This is a genomic window from Amycolatopsis sp. lyj-23, assembly GCF_046549135.1.
GTDB lineage: Bacteria > Actinomycetota > Actinomycetes > Mycobacteriales > Pseudonocardiaceae > Amycolatopsis.
The window spans coordinates 135,960-151,709 of sequence record NZ_JAJPWN010000025.1 but is presented as its reverse complement, the minus strand read 5'-3'; the positions used below and the strand labels follow the sequence as shown (position 1 = coordinate 151,709).

Annotated in this window: 16 protein-coding genes; 4 read left to right on the top strand and 12 right to left on the bottom strand. The window is 71.5% G+C overall.

The window, feature by feature from the left end; genetic code table 11:
• Nucleotides 1-250: 250 nt before the first annotated feature.
• Nucleotides 251-1,525, bottom strand: a complete 1,275-nt coding sequence (tyrS, locus tag ACLJPY_RS45415; RefSeq protein WP_410597186.1) for a tyrosine--tRNA ligase — start codon at nt 1,523-1,525, stop codon at nt 251-253.
• Nucleotides 1,526-1,557: 32 nt separating this feature from the next.
• Nucleotides 1,558-2,196: a DNA-3-methyladenine glycosylase gene (locus ACLJPY_RS45410; protein WP_410597185.1), complete on the bottom strand. Its 639-nt coding sequence runs from the start codon at nt 2,194-2,196 to the stop codon at nt 1,558-1,560.
• Between the two features lie 110 nt (nt 2,197-2,306).
• On the opposite strand from ACLJPY_RS45410, the gene ACLJPY_RS45405 reads away from it, so the two are divergent.
• Together ACLJPY_RS45405 and ACLJPY_RS45400 are read left to right on the top strand one after the other, a co-directional pair.
• Entirely contained in the window at nt 2,307-2,876 is a 570-nt protein-coding gene (locus tag ACLJPY_RS45405; RefSeq protein WP_410597184.1) for a hypothetical protein, read from the top strand.
• On the top strand, nt 2,876-3,526 hold the full coding sequence (locus tag ACLJPY_RS45400) for a TetR/AcrR family transcriptional regulator (RefSeq protein ID WP_410597183.1): 651 nt from the start codon (nt 2,876-2,878) through the stop codon (nt 3,524-3,526). Before ACLJPY_RS45405 ends, ACLJPY_RS45400 begins: the two co-directional genes overlap by 1 nt.
• On the opposite strand, the gene argH is transcribed toward ACLJPY_RS45400, so the two are convergent.
• The 8 genes from argH to argC are packed head-to-tail and all read right to left on the bottom strand — an operon-like array spanning nt 3,519 to nt 10,961.
• Entirely contained in the window at nt 3,519-4,934 is a 1,416-nt protein-coding gene (gene argH, locus ACLJPY_RS45395; protein ID WP_410597182.1) for an argininosuccinate lyase, read from the bottom strand. The two genes, ACLJPY_RS45400 and argH, sit on opposite strands and share 8 nt — an antisense overlap.
• 30 nt (nt 4,935-4,964) lie before the next feature.
• Nucleotides 4,965-5,243, bottom strand: coding sequence for an argininosuccinate synthase (locus tag ACLJPY_RS45390; RefSeq protein WP_410597181.1), 279 nt, complete (start codon nt 5,241-5,243; stop codon nt 4,965-4,967).
• The gene (locus tag ACLJPY_RS45385; protein ID WP_364260643.1) at nt 5,240-5,740 is read right to left on the bottom strand and encodes an arginine repressor; all 501 of its coding nucleotides are present in this window, start codon (nt 5,738-5,740) and stop codon (nt 5,240-5,242) included. Before ACLJPY_RS45385 ends, ACLJPY_RS45390 begins: the two co-directional genes overlap by 4 nt.
• On the bottom strand, nt 5,737-6,663 hold the full coding sequence (gene argF / locus ACLJPY_RS45380) for an ornithine carbamoyltransferase (protein ID WP_410597180.1): 927 nt from the start codon (nt 6,661-6,663) through the stop codon (nt 5,737-5,739). The genes ACLJPY_RS45385 and argF overlap by 4 nt, the downstream gene beginning before the upstream one ends.
• The gene (locus ACLJPY_RS45375; protein ID WP_410597179.1) at nt 6,663-7,865 is read right to left on the bottom strand and encodes an acetylornithine transaminase; all 1,203 of its coding nucleotides are present in this window, start codon (nt 7,863-7,865) and stop codon (nt 6,663-6,665) included. Before ACLJPY_RS45375 ends, argF begins: the two co-directional genes overlap by 1 nt.
• Complete coding sequence (gene argB / locus ACLJPY_RS45370; RefSeq protein ID WP_410597178.1) at nt 7,862-8,779, bottom strand: acetylglutamate kinase; 918 nt, start codon at nt 8,777-8,779, stop codon at nt 7,862-7,864. Before argB ends, ACLJPY_RS45375 begins: the two co-directional genes overlap by 4 nt.
• The gene (gene argJ, locus ACLJPY_RS45365; RefSeq protein ID WP_410597177.1) at nt 8,776-9,936 is read right to left on the bottom strand and encodes a bifunctional glutamate N-acetyltransferase/amino-acid acetyltransferase ArgJ; all 1,161 of its coding nucleotides are present in this window, start codon (nt 9,934-9,936) and stop codon (nt 8,776-8,778) included. Before argJ ends, argB begins: the two co-directional genes overlap by 4 nt.
• Entirely contained in the window at nt 9,933-10,961 is a 1,029-nt protein-coding gene (gene argC, locus ACLJPY_RS45360) for an N-acetyl-gamma-glutamyl-phosphate reductase (protein ID WP_410597176.1), read from the bottom strand. Before argC ends, argJ begins: the two co-directional genes overlap by 4 nt.
• 74 nt (nt 10,962-11,035) lie before the next feature.
• Between argC and ACLJPY_RS45355 the strand changes: the two genes are divergently transcribed.
• Complete coding sequence (locus ACLJPY_RS45355) at nt 11,036-12,016, top strand: helix-turn-helix transcriptional regulator (protein WP_410597175.1); 981 nt, start codon at nt 11,036-11,038, stop codon at nt 12,014-12,016.
• Between the two features lie 511 nt (nt 12,017-12,527).
• Here the strand turns inward: ACLJPY_RS45355 and ACLJPY_RS45350 are convergent.
• Both ACLJPY_RS45350 and ACLJPY_RS45345 read right to left on the bottom strand, forming a co-directional pair.
• Nucleotides 12,528-13,025 (bottom strand): helix-turn-helix domain containing protein, encoded by a 498-nt coding sequence (locus ACLJPY_RS45350; RefSeq protein ID WP_410597174.1) that lies wholly within the window; start codon nt 13,023-13,025, stop codon nt 12,528-12,530.
• Between the two features lie 203 nt (nt 13,026-13,228).
• The gene (locus tag ACLJPY_RS45345; RefSeq protein ID WP_410597173.1) at nt 13,229-14,812 is read right to left on the bottom strand and encodes an alpha/beta hydrolase; all 1,584 of its coding nucleotides are present in this window, start codon (nt 14,810-14,812) and stop codon (nt 13,229-13,231) included.
• Nucleotides 14,813-15,005: 193 nt separating this feature from the next.
• Here ACLJPY_RS45345 and ACLJPY_RS45340 point away from each other — a divergent pair, with 193 nt between their 5' ends.
• Entirely contained in the window at nt 15,006-15,695 is a 690-nt protein-coding gene (locus ACLJPY_RS45340; RefSeq protein WP_410597172.1) for a DNA alkylation repair protein, read from the top strand.
• The last annotated feature ends 55 nt before the right edge of the window (nt 15,696-15,750 follow it).

Below are 15,750 nucleotides of genomic sequence, written 5' to 3'. Positions count from 1 at the left end.
GTTGAGTTCTCAAGCAACACACCCCGAACCCGCCGCGATCAAGCGGCCCGCTCGAAGCGAGTCATTCCTAGCAGTTTTGGTGGGACACCCACTCAATCGCGATCCGCGAGAGCTTGGTTCGTGTCCCGGCGGCCACCCGGTTTCCCTGGCGACTTGGAGAACTTTACACCCCCTCCGAGGGCCCGGAACAGGGGGGTACCTTAACCGCGTTCCCGCAGGTCAGGCCCCTGTTCCGGGCCGCCGGAGCCGGTCAGCCGCCGAGCGCGACGCCGGCGACGTTCCGCTTGCCCCGGCGGACGACGAGCCACCGGCCGTGGAGGGCGTCCTCCCGGGACGGCTTCCACTCCTCATCCGCGATCTTCACGTTGTTGACGTACGCGCCGCCCTCCTTGAGGGTGCGGCGCGCGGCGCCCTTGCTGTTCACCAGTCCCCCGGCGAGCAGCAGGTCGACGATCGTCGGCTCGGCCGCCGGGTCGACCTTGCCGTTCGGCACCTCGGCCATCGCCGCGTCGAGGGTGCGTTCGTCCAGCTCGCCGAGGTCGCCGCGGCCGAACAGCGCCTGGCTGGCGTTGATGACCTGCCGGGTCTGCTCCTCGCCGTGGACGAGCGTGGTGAACTCCTCCGCCAGCCGCTTCTGCGCGGCCCGCAGGTGGGGGCGCTGTTCGGTGTCCTCCGCGAGCGCGGCGATCTCCTCCTGCGTGAGGAAGGTGAACATCCGCAGGTAGCGGACGACGTCGGCGTCACCCACATTGACGAAGTACTGGTACCAGGCGTACGGCGAGGTCATCTCCGGGTCGAGCCAGAGGTTCCCGCCGCCGGTGGACTTGCCGAACTTGCGGCCTTCGGCGTCGGTGACCAGCGGCGCGGTCAGCGCGTGCACGGTCGCGCCGTCCGTCCGCCGGACGAGGTCCACGCCGCCGATGAGGTTGCCCCACTGGTCGGACCCGCCGACCTGCAGCTTGCAGTCGTACTGCCGGTGCAGCTGCAGGTAGTCCTGCGACTGCAGCAGCAGGTAGCTGAACTCGGTGTACGACATGCCGTCGCCCTCGAGCCGGCGCTTCACCGTCTCCCGGTTGAGCATGACGTTGATCGAGAAGTGCTTCCCGACGTCGCGCAGGAATTCCAGTGCGGTCTGCTGCCCGGTCCAGTTCAGGTTGTTCTCGACGATCGCGCCGGTCGGCGAGTCGTCGAAGTCGACGAACCGTTCGAGCTGGCCGCGGATGCGCCCGGCCCACTCGGCGACGACGTCGAGGGTGTTCAGCGTGCGCTCGCCGGTGTCACGCGGGTCGCCGATCATCCCGGTCGCGCCGCCGGCCAGCACGATCGGCCGGTGCCCGGCGCGCTGGAACCGCTTGAGCATGAGGAGCGGGACGAGGTTGCCGGCGTGCAGGCTGGGCGCGGTCGGGTCGAAGCCGCAATAGAGCGTCACGGGACCCTGGTCGAGCTCGCGCCGGAGGGCGTCGATGTCGGTGGACTGCGCGATGAGGCCGCGCCAGGACAGCTCGTCGAGGATGTGTTCGCTCACGCCTGTAGATCCTCCCGCACCTGGTCAACCGACTAACCGGCGGGGCGGACCCGGCGCTTCCCGCCGCGGCGGTAGGTGGACACGGCCGCGGACCCGCCGTCCCAGAACCGCCACGGCGTGTCCATCGCCATCGCGACGCCGACCCGCGGCCCGGACCGGATCCGCTCGGCCGGCACCCGCTCGCCGACGTACAGCCGGACCGGGGACGCCGGGTCGGTGAGGTCGACGCCGTTCTCCCCGCGGTCGATGCGCAGCACCGAGGTCAGGATGGCCGGGCCCTTCGCGAGCTCACCGGTCCCCCGCGCGTTCGGCCGCCGCTTGCGGACGACGTCGAGGCCCTTGACGACTTCACCCGCGCGCAACAGCACCGCACCGGCGACGCCGTCGGTCGAGCCGACGATGTTCGCGCAGAAGTGCATCCCGTAGACGAAGTACACGTACAGGTGACCTGCCGGCCCCCACATGACAGCGTTGCGCGGCGTCTGCCCGCGGTAGCAGTGCGACGCCGGATCGTCCTCGCCGCGGTAGGCCTCGACCTCGACCAGCCGGACGCCCACGGTGCCGTCGGGACCGTCGGCCTCCAGGACCGAGCCGAGCAGCAGGTGGGCCAGGTCGACCGGATCCAGCGCCAGTTCCTCGCGGGTGAACATCCGGCCTGCGTCGCCGCTCAAACGGGTTCCTCTCCTCGGCTGCCTGGCGGGGTCACCCTAACCCCTTGAGCGAACGCTCAAACTTCCCTACAGTCGTTTGAGCAGTCGCTCAAACTCGGAGGGGAGACGAGATGCGACCGAAGGCGCTCTACGTGGAGACGGTGATCCGCACGGACCTCGACACGCTGTGGCGGCACACGCACGACCCGCTCCTGCACCGGCGCTGGGACGTCCGCTTCGCCGAGATCACTCCGATCGGCGACCACCGCTTCCGCTACGCCTCGCGGTTCCTCGGCGTCACGGTCGCCGGCGTAGGGGTGAGCGCGGCGTCGCGGGACTGGCCGGACGGCTCCCGCACGTCGGTGCTGCGGTTCGCCTCGGCCGACCCGTTGTCGCTGATCAGCGCGGGCGCGGGGTTCTGGCGCGGCACGCCGGTCCCCGGTGGTGTCCGGTTCGTCACCGGCTTCGACTACGGGACCCGCTGGGGACGCTTCGGGCAGCTGGCCGACCGGGTGTTCCGGCCGGTGCTCGGCTGGTTGACGGCGTGGTCGGCCGACCGGCTGCGGCTGTGGCTGGAGACCGGCGTCGCTCCGGAGGACCAGCCCCTGACCGCGCCCTCGGCCGCCCGCTGCGGCCGGACGCGCCCGGGCGGCGGGGTGAGCGGGGCGGTGAGACCACTCCGTGAGAAGGTCATCGACTGATGGGCACCGGCCGGAACTCCAGTTCGCAGGACACGAAGCAGCGGCTCGTGGACGGCGTGCTGGAAGTCGTCCGGCAGCAGGGCATCACGGCCGTCTCCGCCCGCTCGGTCGCGAGTGCCGCGGGCGCGAACCAGGCGCTGGTCTTCTACCACTTCGGCAGCGTGGAAGAGCTGATCGCGCAGGCGTGCGTCTCCGCGACCGAGGCCCGTGTCGCCGTCTACCGGGAGCGCTTCGCCGCCGTGTCCACCGTCGGTGAGCTGCTGGCGCTCGGCCGGGAGATCCGCACCGCGGAACGCGCGGAAGGCAACCTGGCCCTCCTGGCCCAGACCCTGGCCGGGGCCCAGGGCAGCGAACGGCTCGCCGAAGCGACCCGCGAGGGCCTGGACAAGTGGATCACCGAGGTCAGGACCGCGCTCGAGCGGGTGCTCGAGGGGTCGCCGCTGGCCGAACTCGCGGACCCCGACGGGCTGGCCCACGCCGTGTCCACCGGGTTTCTCGGGCTGACGCTGTTCGACACGGTGGACCCGGACGGCGCCGAGCAGGCCGTGGCCGCGCTGGAGCAGCTGGCCGTGCTCGTCGACGTCCTGGACGGGCTCGGCCCGGTGGCCACGCGGGCCGTCCGGGCCAAGCTCCGGAAGTCCCTCAGTTGAGCCACTGACGGGCCGCGGTGATCCGCTCTTCCAGTCGTGCGCGCTGCTCGGCCACGCGGACCGGCGCCGTGCCGCCCCGGGCGTCACGCGAGTTGACCGAGCCTTCGACAGTCAGGACTTCGCGCACCGCGGGCGTCAGCGCCGGGTTGATCTTTTCGAACTCTTCGTCGGTCAGCTCGTCCAGGCCGACACCGCGGGACTCGGCGACGCGGACGCTTTCGCCCGCGGCTTCGTGCGCCACGCGGAAGGGGACGCCTTGGCGCACCAGCCACTCGGCGATGTCGGTGGCCAGGGTGAAGCCGGCCGGCGCCAGTTCGGCGAGCCGGTCGGTGTGGAAGGTGAGCGTTTCCAGCATGCCGGCGATCGCCGGGAAGAGGAGCTCCAGCTGCTCGACCGAGTCGAACACCGGCTCCTTGTCCTCCTGCAGGTCGCGGTTGTAGGCCAGCGGCTGCGCCTTGAGGGTGGCGAGCAGCCCGGTGAGGTTGCCGATCAGCCGGCCCGCCTTGCCGCGCGTCAGTTCCGCGACGTCCGGGTTCTTCTTCTGCGGCATGATCGAGCTGCCGGTCGCCCACGCGTCGTCGAGCGTGACGTACCCGAACTCGGCGGTGTTCCAGATGATCACCTCTTCGGCGATCCGGGACAGGTTGACCGCGAGCATCGCGACGGCGAAGGCGAACTCGGCGACGAAGTCGCGCGAAGCGGTGCCGTCGATGGAGTTCTCGACGCTGGTGGCGAAGCCGAGCTCTTCGGCGACGGCCTCCGGGTCCAGGCCCAGCGACGAGCCGGCGAGCGCGCCCGAGCCGTACGGCGACTCGGCCGTGCGGGCGTCCCAGTCCTGCAGGCGCGAGACGTCGCGCAGCAGCGCCTGGCCGTGTGCCATCAGGTGGTGGGCGAGCAGCACCGGCTGGGCGTGCTGCAGGTGCGTGCGGCCGGGCAGGATCGCGTCCGGGTGCCGCTTCGCCTGCGACACGAGTGCGTCGACGACCTCGAGGGTGCCGGCGACGACCCGGCGGGCGGCGTCGCGCAGCCACATCCGGAACAGCGTGGCCACCTGGTCGTTGCGCGAACGGCCGGCGCGCAGCTTGCCGCCGAGTTCGGTGCCCGCGCGCTCGAGCAGGCCGCGTTCGAGGGCCGTGTGCACGTCCTCGTCGGCGATCGTCGGGGTGAACGTCCCCGAGGCGACGTCCTGCGCGAGTGTGTCCAGTGCGCTCAGCATGCCGGCGAGCTCGTCTTCGGTGAGCAGGCCCGCCTTGCGCAGCACCCGGGCGTGCGCGCGGGACCCGGCGATGTCGTAGGGCGCCAGGCGCCAGTCGAAGTGCGTCGACGCGCTCAGCGCGGCCATGGCCTCCGCCGGACCGCTGGCGAACCGGCCGCCCCACAGCTGGACCGGTTGCTCGTTCCCGCTCACTGTTCTCGCTTCTCCTCGGTGTTCGTGTGTTCAGGCGACCGTGATCCGGCCGTCGTACAGGACCAGGCGGACTTCGCCCGAAGCCGTGCCGGCCAGACTGGCGCATCCGCGTCCGGCCCGCCGTTCGAGCGCGGCGCACGCTTCGCCGCGGCCGATCCGCTGTGCCTCGCCGCGCGCGCTCAGCATCCGGCGCGCTTCGGCGACGGAGACGGTCTCGCCGTCGATCGCCACCGGGATCCCGCGGTCGAAGGTGATCACCACCTCGTCCGGCGCGAGGAACTCGCCCTCGGCCGGGAAGATGTCGATCACGGCGATCCTTCGTCCGCCGATCGCTGGGCGAGGGCGGCGAAGCGTTCGGCAAGTTCCTTGCCCGTCAGCGGCTCCCGCGCGATCACGGCGACGGTGTCGTCACCCGCGATCGAGCCGACCACCTCCTCCAGTGCCGCCCGGTCGATCGCGCTGGCCAGGAACTGCGCGGCGCCCGGTGGCGTCCGCAGGACCATCAGGTTGCCCGACGAGTCCGCCGAGACCATCAGTTCGGCCAGCAGCCGGGAAAGCCGGGAGGTGCCGCCCTGCACCCCGCGGACCGGGCTGCCGTCTTCGGGGATGACGTAGACCGGCGCGCCCGAGTCCGGGCCGCGCAGCTTGACCGCGCCGAGCTCGTCGAGGTCGCGCGACAGCGTCGCCTGCGTGACCTCGATGCCCTCGGCGGCCAGCAGCTTCGCCAGCTCGGTCTGGCTGCGGATGGTCATGGTGGAGACCAGCTCGGTGATCCGCGCCTGACGGCCCACGCGGCTGCCGGTCATCGCCTGCTCTCCTCGAACAGCCAGACGAGCAGGGCCTTCTGGGCGTGCAGGCGGTTCTCGGCCTCGTCCCAGACCGCGCTGGCCGGGCCGTCGAGCACCTCGTCGGTGATCTCCCAGCCGCGGTGCGCCGGCAGGCAGTGCAGCACGATCGCGTCGTCCGCGGCCTTCTTCAGCAGCTCGGTGTTGACCTGGAGGGCGCGGAACGGGCCGACCCGGTCGAGCCCGTCGTTCTCCTGCCCCATCGACGTCCACGTGTCGGTGACGAGCACGTCCGCGCCGTCGACCGCCTCGTACGGGTCGGTGAAGGCCGTCGCCGTCCCCCCGGTCTCCTCGCCCCGCTTCTTGGCGTCGAGCATGACCTGCTGATCCGGCTGGAACCCGAGCGGCGAGACCACGCGGACGTGCATCCCGGCGGTGATCCCGCCCAGCAGCAGCGAGTGCGCCATGTTGTTGGCGCCGTCACCGAGGTAGACGAGGGTGAGGCCCTCGAGCTTGCCCTTGCGTTCGCGGATGGTCATCAGGTCGGTGAGCACCTGGCACGGGTGGAACTCGTCGGTCAGCGCGTTGACCACCGGGATCGACGCGGCCGACGCCATCGCTTCGATGCGCTTCTGCGCGAAGGTGCGCCACACGATCCCGTCGACGTACCGCGAGAGGACCCGCGAAGTGTCCTCGATGGTTTCCTCGCGGCCGAGCTGCATCGAGCGGCCGTCGACGATCACCGGGTGGCCGCCGAGCTGGCTGATGCCGACCTCGAAGGAGAACCGGGTCCGCGTCGAGTTCTTCTCGAAGATCGCGGTGATGGACTTGCCGGCCAGGGTCTTGTTGCCCAGCGGATCGGCCTTCAGCCGGTCGGCGAGGTCGAGGATGGCCTTCTGCTCGGCCGGACTGACGTCGTCGTCGCGGAGGAAGTGGCGCAGCATCAGTCGGAGTCCTTCGTGGTGGAGTCGAGCACGTGCGGGAGGGCGGCGAGGAAGCCTTCGGCCTGTTCGCCGTCGAGGACGAGCGGGGGCGCGAGCCGGACGGCGTCCGGGGCGACCGGGTTGACGAGGTAGCCCGCGTCCTGGGCCGCCTGGGCAACCGCCGCCGAGACGGGTTGCTTGAGGGCGATGCCGAGCAGCAGCCCGGCGCCGCGCACGCCGGCGACGAGCGGGTGCCCCAGCGCCTCGACACCCGCCGCGATGTCCTTGCCCAGCGAGGCGACGTGGTCGAGGAGGCCGTCGGCGGCGACGGTCTTCAGCACGGCCAGGCCGGCCGCGCAGCAGACCGGGTTGCCGCCGAAGGTGGTGCCGTGCTGGCCGGGCTTGAGCAGGTCGCCGGCCGCGCCGACGCCGATCACCGCACCGAGCGGGAGGCCGCCGCCGAGCCCCTTGGCCAGGGTGATGACGTCGGGGACGATGCCGGCCTGCTGGTAGCCGAACCAGGTGCCGAGCCTGCCGAGGCCGGTCTGCACCTCGTCGAGCACCAGCAGCGTGCCGGTGGCCTTGGTGATTTCGCGCGCGGCCTGCAGGTAGCCGTCCGGCGCCGGGATGACCCCCGCCTCACCGAGCACCGGCTCCAGGAAGAGCGCCGCGGTCTCGCTGTCGACGGCGGCCTTGAGCGCCTCGACGTCCCCGAACGGCACGTGCTCCACCCCGGGTACCAGCGGCTTGAAGGCCTCGCGCTTGGCGGGCTGGCCGGTGAGCGTCAGCGCGCCCATGGTCCGGCCGTGGAACGCGCCTTCGGCGGCGACCACCTTCGTGCGCCCGGTGAGCCGGCTGATCTTCAGCGCGGCTTCGTTGGCCTCGGCCCCGGAGTTGACGAACAGCACCTTGCCGTGACCGGTGAGGCCGGCGACGTCGAGCAGCGCTTCGGCGAGCTCGACGGCCACCGGGTTGACGTAGAGGTTCGAGGTGTGACCGAGCCGTTTGATCTGCTCGGTGACGGCTTCGACGACGGCCGGGTGCGCGTGGCCGAGCGCGTTGACGGCGATGCCGCCGACCAGGTCGACGTACTCCTTGCCGTCGGCGTCCCACACCTTCGCGCCCTCGCCGCGCACGAGCGTCAGCTTGGGCGTGCCGTAGTTGTCCATGAGGGCGGACTGCCAGTGCGCTTGGCCATCCACATTGGACTGAAGGTCGGTCACGGGAGCTCCGTTTCGGGGAAGACCATGGTGCCGACGCCGCGTGAGGTGAAGACCTCCAGCAGCACCGAATGGGCGAGACGGCCGTCGATCACGTGCGCCCGGCGCACGCCGCCGCGGATGGCGCGCACGCACGCCTCCATCTTCGGGATCATGCCGCTGGCCAGGCCGGGCAGCATGGTCTCGAGCCGGTCGACGCGGACGCGGTCGATCAGCGACGACCGGTCGGGCCAGTTCGCGTACAGGCCTTCGACGTCGGTGAGCACGACCAGTTTTTCGGCGCCCAGCGCGGCCGCCAGCGCACCGGCGGCCGTGTCGGCGTTGACGTTGTGCACGACGCCGTCGACGTCCGGGGCGACCGTGGACACGACCGGGATGCGCCCGGCGTTGACGATGTCGAGCACCGCGTCCGGGTTGACCTCGGCGACCTCGCCGACGAGCCCGATGTCGACCTGCTCACCGTCCACAGTGGCCTGTTTGCGCTCGGCGGTGAACAGCCGGGCGTCCTCGCCGGAGATGCCGACCGCGTACGGGCCGTGGGCGTTGATCAGGCCGACGAGCTCGCGGCTGACCTGGCCGGTGAGCACCATCCGGACGATGTCCATCGTCTCCGGGGTGGTGACCCGCAGGCCACCCTTGAACTCCCCTTCGACGCCGAGGCGCTTGAGCATCGCGGTGATCTGCGGGCCGCCGCCGTGCACGACGACCGGGCGCAGGCCGGCCAGCCGGAGGAACACCATGTCCTCGGCGAAGGCCGCCTTGAGCTGCTCGTCGATCATCGCGTTGCCGCCGTACTTCACCACCACGGTGGCCCCGTGGAACCGCTGCAGCCAAGGCAGCGCTTCGATGAGCACCCCGGCCTTCTCGGCCGCTGTCGCGAGTCGTTCGTCCGCGGAAATCAGAGCCTCCTGGTTCATGAGGAGTACGCGCTGTTCTCTTCGACGTAACCGTGCGAAAGGTCCGTGGTGTAGATGGTCGCCGTGCTCGGGCCGACGCCGAGGTCGACGACGATTTCGATGGCCCGGCCGGTGAGGTCGGCCTCCGACCGGTCGGCTGCCGGCACACCTTGGGCGAACAGGGTGACGCCGTTGATCGCGATCGAGACGGCCTCCGGGTCGATGCGGGCCGGCACCCGGCCGAGCGCCATGGCGATCCGGCCCCAGTTCGGGTCGGAACCGAACAGCGCCGTCTTGACCAGGTTGTCCTCGGCGATCGTGCGGGCGACGGCGATCGCGTCGGCTTCGGTGGCCGCGCCGCGCACGGTGACGTCGACGTCCTTGGTGGCGCCCTCGGAGTCGGCGCGCAGCTGGAGCACCAGGTCGTGGCTCACCGCGGTGAGCAGCTCGGTGAGCTCCGCTTCCGTCGGTTCGACGCCGCTCGCGCCGGACGCCAGCACCAGGACGGTGTCGTTGGTGGACGTGCCGCCGTCGACGTCGAGCCGGTCGAAGGTGAGGTGGGTGGCCGCGCGCAGGGCGCGGTCGAGGGTTTCCTTGTCCGCCACGGCGTCGGTGGTCAGCACCGAGAGCATGGTGGCGAGGTTGGGCGCGAGCATGCCCGCGCCCTTGGCGAAGCCGCCGACGCTCCAGCCGCTGTCGTGCTTCGCGAAGGCCTGCTTCGGCTTCGTGTCGGTGGTCATCACGCCCTTGGCGGCGTTCAGGCCCGCTTCGGGGCCGGTGTCGAGGGCCTTGAAAGCCGTGTCCACTCCGGACAGGACCGCGGCCATCGGCAGCCGCTCGCCGATCAGGCCGGTGGAGCAGACGGCGACCTCGATCGCGCCCGCCTGCAGGACTTCGGCGACCTTCTCGGCCGTGGCGTGGGTGTCCTGGAAGCCGCCGGGCCCGGTGGCCGCGTTGGCGCCGCCCGAGTTGAGGACGACGGCCTTGAGCCGCTGCTGCTTGAGCACCTCCTGCGACCAGAGCACCGGCGCGGCCTTGATGACGTTGCGGGTGAACACCCCCGCGGCGACGTCGAGCGGGCCGTCGTTGACGACCAGGGTGAGGTCGAGCGCGCCGGAGGCCTTGATCCCGGCGGCGACGCCGGCGGCGCGGAAGCCCTGGGGGCCGGTGACGGTCACGGTGCCACTCCTACGGTCGGGAGGCCGGTGGTTTCCGGGAGGCCGAGGGCCAGGTTCATCGACTGGACGGCACCGCCGGCGGTGCCCTTGGTCAGGTTGTCGATCGCGGCGACGACGACCAGGCGGCGCGCGCCGGTGTCGACCGTGACCTGCAGCTGGGTGTTGTTCGAACCGAGCGTCGACGCGGTGGCCGGCCAGGCGCCCGCGGGCAGGAGCTGGACGAACGGCTCCGCGTCGTAGGCCTTCTCGTACGCCGCCCGGGCCGCGGCCTCGTCGACGCCGTCCTTCAGCGGAGCGCTCGCCGTGGTGAGGATGCCGCGGGGCATCGGCGCGAGCACCGGGGTGAAGGACACGGTGACCCGCTCGCCCGCGACAGCCGAGAGGTTCTGCACGAACTCCGGAGTGTGCCGGTGGGCGCCGCCGACGCCGTACGCACTCGCCGAGCCCATCACCTCGGAGCCGAGCAGGTTCGGCTTGAGGCTCTTGCCTGCCCCGGACGTCCCGGTGACCGCGACGATCGTGACGTCGGGCTCGATCAGCCCGCCGGCGAACGCGGGCGCCAGGGCCAGCGACCCGCCGGTCGGGAAGCAGCCGGGCACGGCGATCCGCTTGGTGCCGGCGAGCTTTCCGCGGGCGCCGGGGAGTTCCGGCAGGCCGTACGGCCACTGGCCGGCGTGGTCGCCGCCGTACCAGCGCTGCCAGTCGCCCGCGTCGGCCAGGCGGTGGTCGGCGCCGAGGTCGACCACCAGGACGTCCGGGCCGAGCTGCGCCGCGATCGCCGCGGAGTGCCCGTGGGGCAGCGCGAGGAAGACGACGTCGTGGCCGGCGAGGGTCTCCGGCGTCGTCTCGGCCAGCACGCGGTCGGCGAGGGGGACGAGGTGGGGCTGGTGGACGCCGAGCTTCGTGCCCGCGCTGCTGGCGGCCGTGAGCGCGCCGATCTCGACCTCGGGATGGGTCAGGAGCAGGCGCAGCAGCTCACCACCCGCGTACCCGCTGGCTCCGGCCACCGCGATGTTCACCGTCATACGCATGATTATGCACGCCCTTGCAAGTCTAAACAAACCCGAAGTGGTGCCCGCCACCTTGGGATGCTGGGCGCATGACGGATACCCCGGCCCGGCTGCTCGGACTCCTTTCGCTGCTCCAGACCCCTCGCGAGTGGCCGGGCAGCGAACTGGCCGAGCGGCTGGGTGTCAGCCCGCGCACGATCCGCCGCGACATCGAACGGCTGCGTGAGCTGGGCTACCCGGTCGAGGCCAGCCGCGGCGTGGCCGGCGGGTACCGGCTGGTAGCGGGCACCGCGATGCCGCCTTTGGTGCTCGACGACGAGGAAGCGGTCGCGATCGCGGTGGGGCTGCGGACCGCCGCGGGGCAGTCCGTGTCCGGGATCGAGGAGGCGTCCGTGCGGGCGCTGGCCAAGCTGGAGCAGGTGCTGCCGGCGCGGCTGCGCCGCCGGGTGGGCACGATCGGCACGGCGACGGTCGCCGTGCCGGCCACCGGGCCCGTCGTCGACCCGGCGCAGCTGACGGTGTTCGCCGGGGCGATCACCAACCACGAAACCGTCCGGTTCCGCTACCGCGCCCACGACGGGGCCGAGACCCGCCGCCGGGCCGAGCCGCTGCGGCTGGTCGCCGCGGGCCGCCGCTGGTACCTGGTCGCCTACGACCTCGACCGGGCGGACTGGCGCGTGTTCCGCGCCGACCGCGTCCGCGAGGCCCAGGCCACCGGCGGCCGCGTGGCACGGCGCGAGCCGCCCGCCACGGACCTGGCGGCCTACGTGCTCGACCGGTTCTACGACCTGGCGGCGTCCTACCGGGCGGTGGCGGTCCTGGCCGAGCCGGCCGCGCAGATCGCACCCCGCCTCGGCCAGGCGGCAGCCGACCTGACCGACCTCGGCGACGGCCGCTGCCGGTGGCGCAGCCACGCGGACACGCTGGACTGGCTCGCGTTCCGGTTGCTGGGGCTGGGATGCGCGTTCACGGTCGAGGAACCGGCGGAACTGGTGGCGCACTTGAAGGCGCTCGCGAGCCGGGCCAACGCGGCGGCCGGGGATGCGGACCGGCCGGTCGCTGCACTCTGAGCCGGGCCGGCTGCCGGGGCCCCGGCGCGGGAGGCGCCCGCGTGAAAGGATCGATCGCCCGCAGCACAACACCACGGCGGATGCCGAGATCGCTCGCCGCCACCAACCCGCACCACCGGCCGCCTTGGCCGACGCCCGGCGCGGAAGACGCCCGCGCGCAAGGACCGGCCGCCCACCGCGCAACACGACGGCGGGTGCCCAGATCGCTCGCCGCCACCAACCCGCACCACCGGCCGCCTTGGCCGACGCCCGGCGCGGAAGACGCCAGCGCGAAACGGCCTGCCACCCACCGAACCACACAACGGCAAGCACCAAGATCGCCCGCCGCCACAAGCCCGCACCGCCGGCCACCCGGACCGGCCACTCTCTTGCGAGGCCTTCCTCGTCCCGCGCCGGATTCACACGGCCGGGTGAAAACTGCTTCTCCACGGATGTCCTCCCCTGCTCGTCGGCGAACCGCCCGGTGTCCGGCGGTGGGCCGGTCCGCTGGGGACCGGCCCACCGCCGTCACTCAGGTCGGTTCACCTCCGTCCACGTCCGTGCGCCTGCTCGGCGGCACAGGGAGGTAACAACCGGGGTTCTCCGGGTCGCAGCCCACGCGCGGCAGGCGGGCGCGGATGCCACCGGGGGTGCGTTCGAAGTACGCCGCGATCTGCGCGACGCTCTCCCCCGCGATCCACCGGCCCTCCAGTTCCGCATCCATCTCCGCGCTCCACGGGCGGCCCTGCTGGGCGGGACGACCCGCGGATCTTCGCCGCGGCCCGCGGCCCTCCCCGGTTGCGGAGAGCAACCCGTCCGCGACGAGATCTGCCACCGTGGCCGCCACCGCGACGTCCAGGTCGAGGCTGCCCTCGGCGACCGGTTCGCCGCCGGGTCCACCGGCTTCCAGGGTGATCATCACCCGGGGCGTGGGTTCGGCGCGGTCGACGTCCGTCCTGGTCGAGACCACGATCTGGTAGGTGTTGTCCTGCGCCCGGACCTCGGTCCGGCGCTCTTCGATGATCGACATGCCACGAAGCTAGCGCGCACCCCCGACAATTTTCGGCCACGCGCTGCTCACGGCCCACTTCGCTCCGAAATTGTCGGACCCCTCCCCTAACGTCCCCGTTGACCACGAACCGTCACGAGGAGGCGACGATGGAACACCGGCGGACAAGACGCTGCCCCGGTCCGGAAGCACCGGGCCGGGGCAGCGGGGTGGAACGGTTGCGCTCAGAAGTGCAGCAGCTGGGCCAGCGTGCTCTGCTTCTCCTGGGCGGCCTTCGCGGAGCTGTCCGACTTCTGCGCCGCGGCGCCGTCGGGCACCGGCGGCGGCACCGGGCTGCACTGGACGTCCGAGTGGTTGCCGGGCTGGCGCTTCGGCAGGGTGCCGGTGGCCAGGTAGTCGGCGATCTTGTCGTCCACACAGGACACGCCGGAGAGCGAACCGGCGTGCGTGGTCCCGCCCGGTGCGCTGATCAGGCTCGAGTTCGGGTACCGCTTCCGCACCTCGAGGCTGCCGGTGTACGGCGTGGCGGCGTCGAGCTCCTCGCTGATGAGCAGCGCGCCGGCCACCTTGCTGCCGTCGATGTTCACCGGCTTGCCCGGCTTCGCCGGCCAGTACACGCATGGCGCGTTGAACCAGGCGTTGCCCCAGGTCTCGAACGGGGCCTTGAAGTAGGTCAGCCAGTTGTCGACCCGCCAGCGGTTCCAGTCGGTCGGCCACTGCACGTCGGTGCACTGCACGCCCAGGTACACGGCGAACCCGTTGTCGTCGCCCGGCGGGTTCGAGGCGTCGTAGAGCGCCTTGAGCGTCTGCCAGTCACCCTTGTGCACGTAGCCGTCGAAGGCCTTGGCCATGTCGACCCAGCCGAAGACGTAGTAGCCGGCCTGCAGGAAGACGTCGGTCCACTCGTCGCCGCCGATGACCCCGCCCGCCGGGTTCTTGGCCAGCTTGTGCTGGGTGTCGTACCAGAGCTTCTCGACGGCCTCGCCGGTGCTGCCCAGGTGGTAGACGTCGTCGTACTTCGCGAGCCAGTCGAAGTAGATCTTGATGTTCTTGTCGAACGCGACGTCCTGGTCGAGGTTGGCCTGGTACCAGACCTTCCGCGGGTCGACGTTGCCGTCCAGCACCATCCGGCGGACGTTCTTCGGGTACAGCGTGCTGTACACCTGGCCGAGGTAGGTGCCGTAGGAGAAGCCGTAGTAGTTGATCTGCTTCTCACCGAGCGCCTTGCGCAGGCTGTCCATGTCCTGCGCGACGTCGGTCGTCTTGAGGTGGTTCAGGATCTCGCCGTTCTTGCGGCACGCGTCGGCGTACCCCTTCGAACGGGCGAGCCAGGTCTTCTCCAGCTGCGGCGTGGTCGGCACGTAGGCGGGCCGGTTGTAGCTGAAGTAGTTCCCGTCGCAGCTGATGGCGGGCTTGCTGGACCCGACGCCCCGCGGGTCGAAGCCGATCCAGTCGTAGTTGTCGCCCGCGTGGTTCGGCACGTACTTGCCGAGCACCGACAGGCCAAGGCCGGAGCCACCGGGCCCGCCCGGGTTCACCAGCATGATGCCCTGGGACTGCGCGGTCTTGTGCTTGATCCGCGAGACCGCGACGGAGACCTTCGCCCCGCCCGGCTTCGCGTAGTCCATCGGCACTTCCAGGTAGCCGCATTCGGCGCCGTTGGCCTTGAGGCTCGCCGACGCGCAGGGGCCCCAGGCGATCGGCGCGGGGGTGAACTGCACCCCGGGTTCCGCCGAGGCGGCGGGCGCGGCGGCCATCAGCCCGGCCGCGAGCCCCGCGGCGGCGACGGCGGCAACGATTCTTTTCACACTCGTCCTTTTCGTCCGCATTCGACAGCGTTCGCCAGATTTCCACGAAACTACCGGCAACCCCGGACAATCTCGCTGACCGACGCGGCTTTCGCCATCCGCCTTTCGTCGGTATCTGCGGTGTCCGCGCCGCACCGGAACTGTCGGTGGCCGGCAGTACGCTCCCGAGCACCAGAGCCCGGAGGGAGGGTGGATGAGCGCAGACGAGAGGCTGGTCAAGGCGATCCGCGCCGGGTTGGCCGAGGTGGCCGACCCGGCGAAAGCGCCGGCGATGCAGGCGTACATGAAGTCGGCCGTGCCGTTCCGCGGAGTGGCGAAGCCCCAGCGCAGCGCGCTGCTCAAGCAGCTGCTCGCCGAGCACACATTGCCCGATCGGGTGACGTTTTCGGCGACCGTCCTGAAGCTGTGGCGGACGGCCGAATACCGCGAGGAGCGCTACGCGGCCATCGATCTTTCCGGGTACCGCGCGTACCGGCAGTGGCAGGACCCGGAGCTGCTGCCGGTGTACGAGGAGATGATCGTCGGCGGAGCGTGGTGGGACTACGTGGACGAGCTGGCGATCCGGCGGATCGGCCCGATCCTCCGGTCGTTCCGCACCCGGGTGACACCGACGATGCTGGCCTGGGCGAGCGACACCGACCTCTGGCGCCGCCGGACGGCGATCATCTGCCAGGTGGGCGCCAAGGAGGACACCGACACCGGCCTGCTCACCCGCGCGATCGAGCCGGCCATCGCCGAGCCGGAGTTCTTCCTGCGCAAGGGGATCGGCTGGGCGTTGCGAGACTACGCGAAGACGGCACCGGACTGGGTGCGGCGGTTCGTGGACGACCACCCGGGGTTGTCGGGGCTGTCGAGACGGGAGGCGCTCAAGCACATCGGCTGAGCTGCGGCTGTGGTGCGCCGGAAGGGGCAGGGCGCGTGCCTGGAGGGTCGGCCTG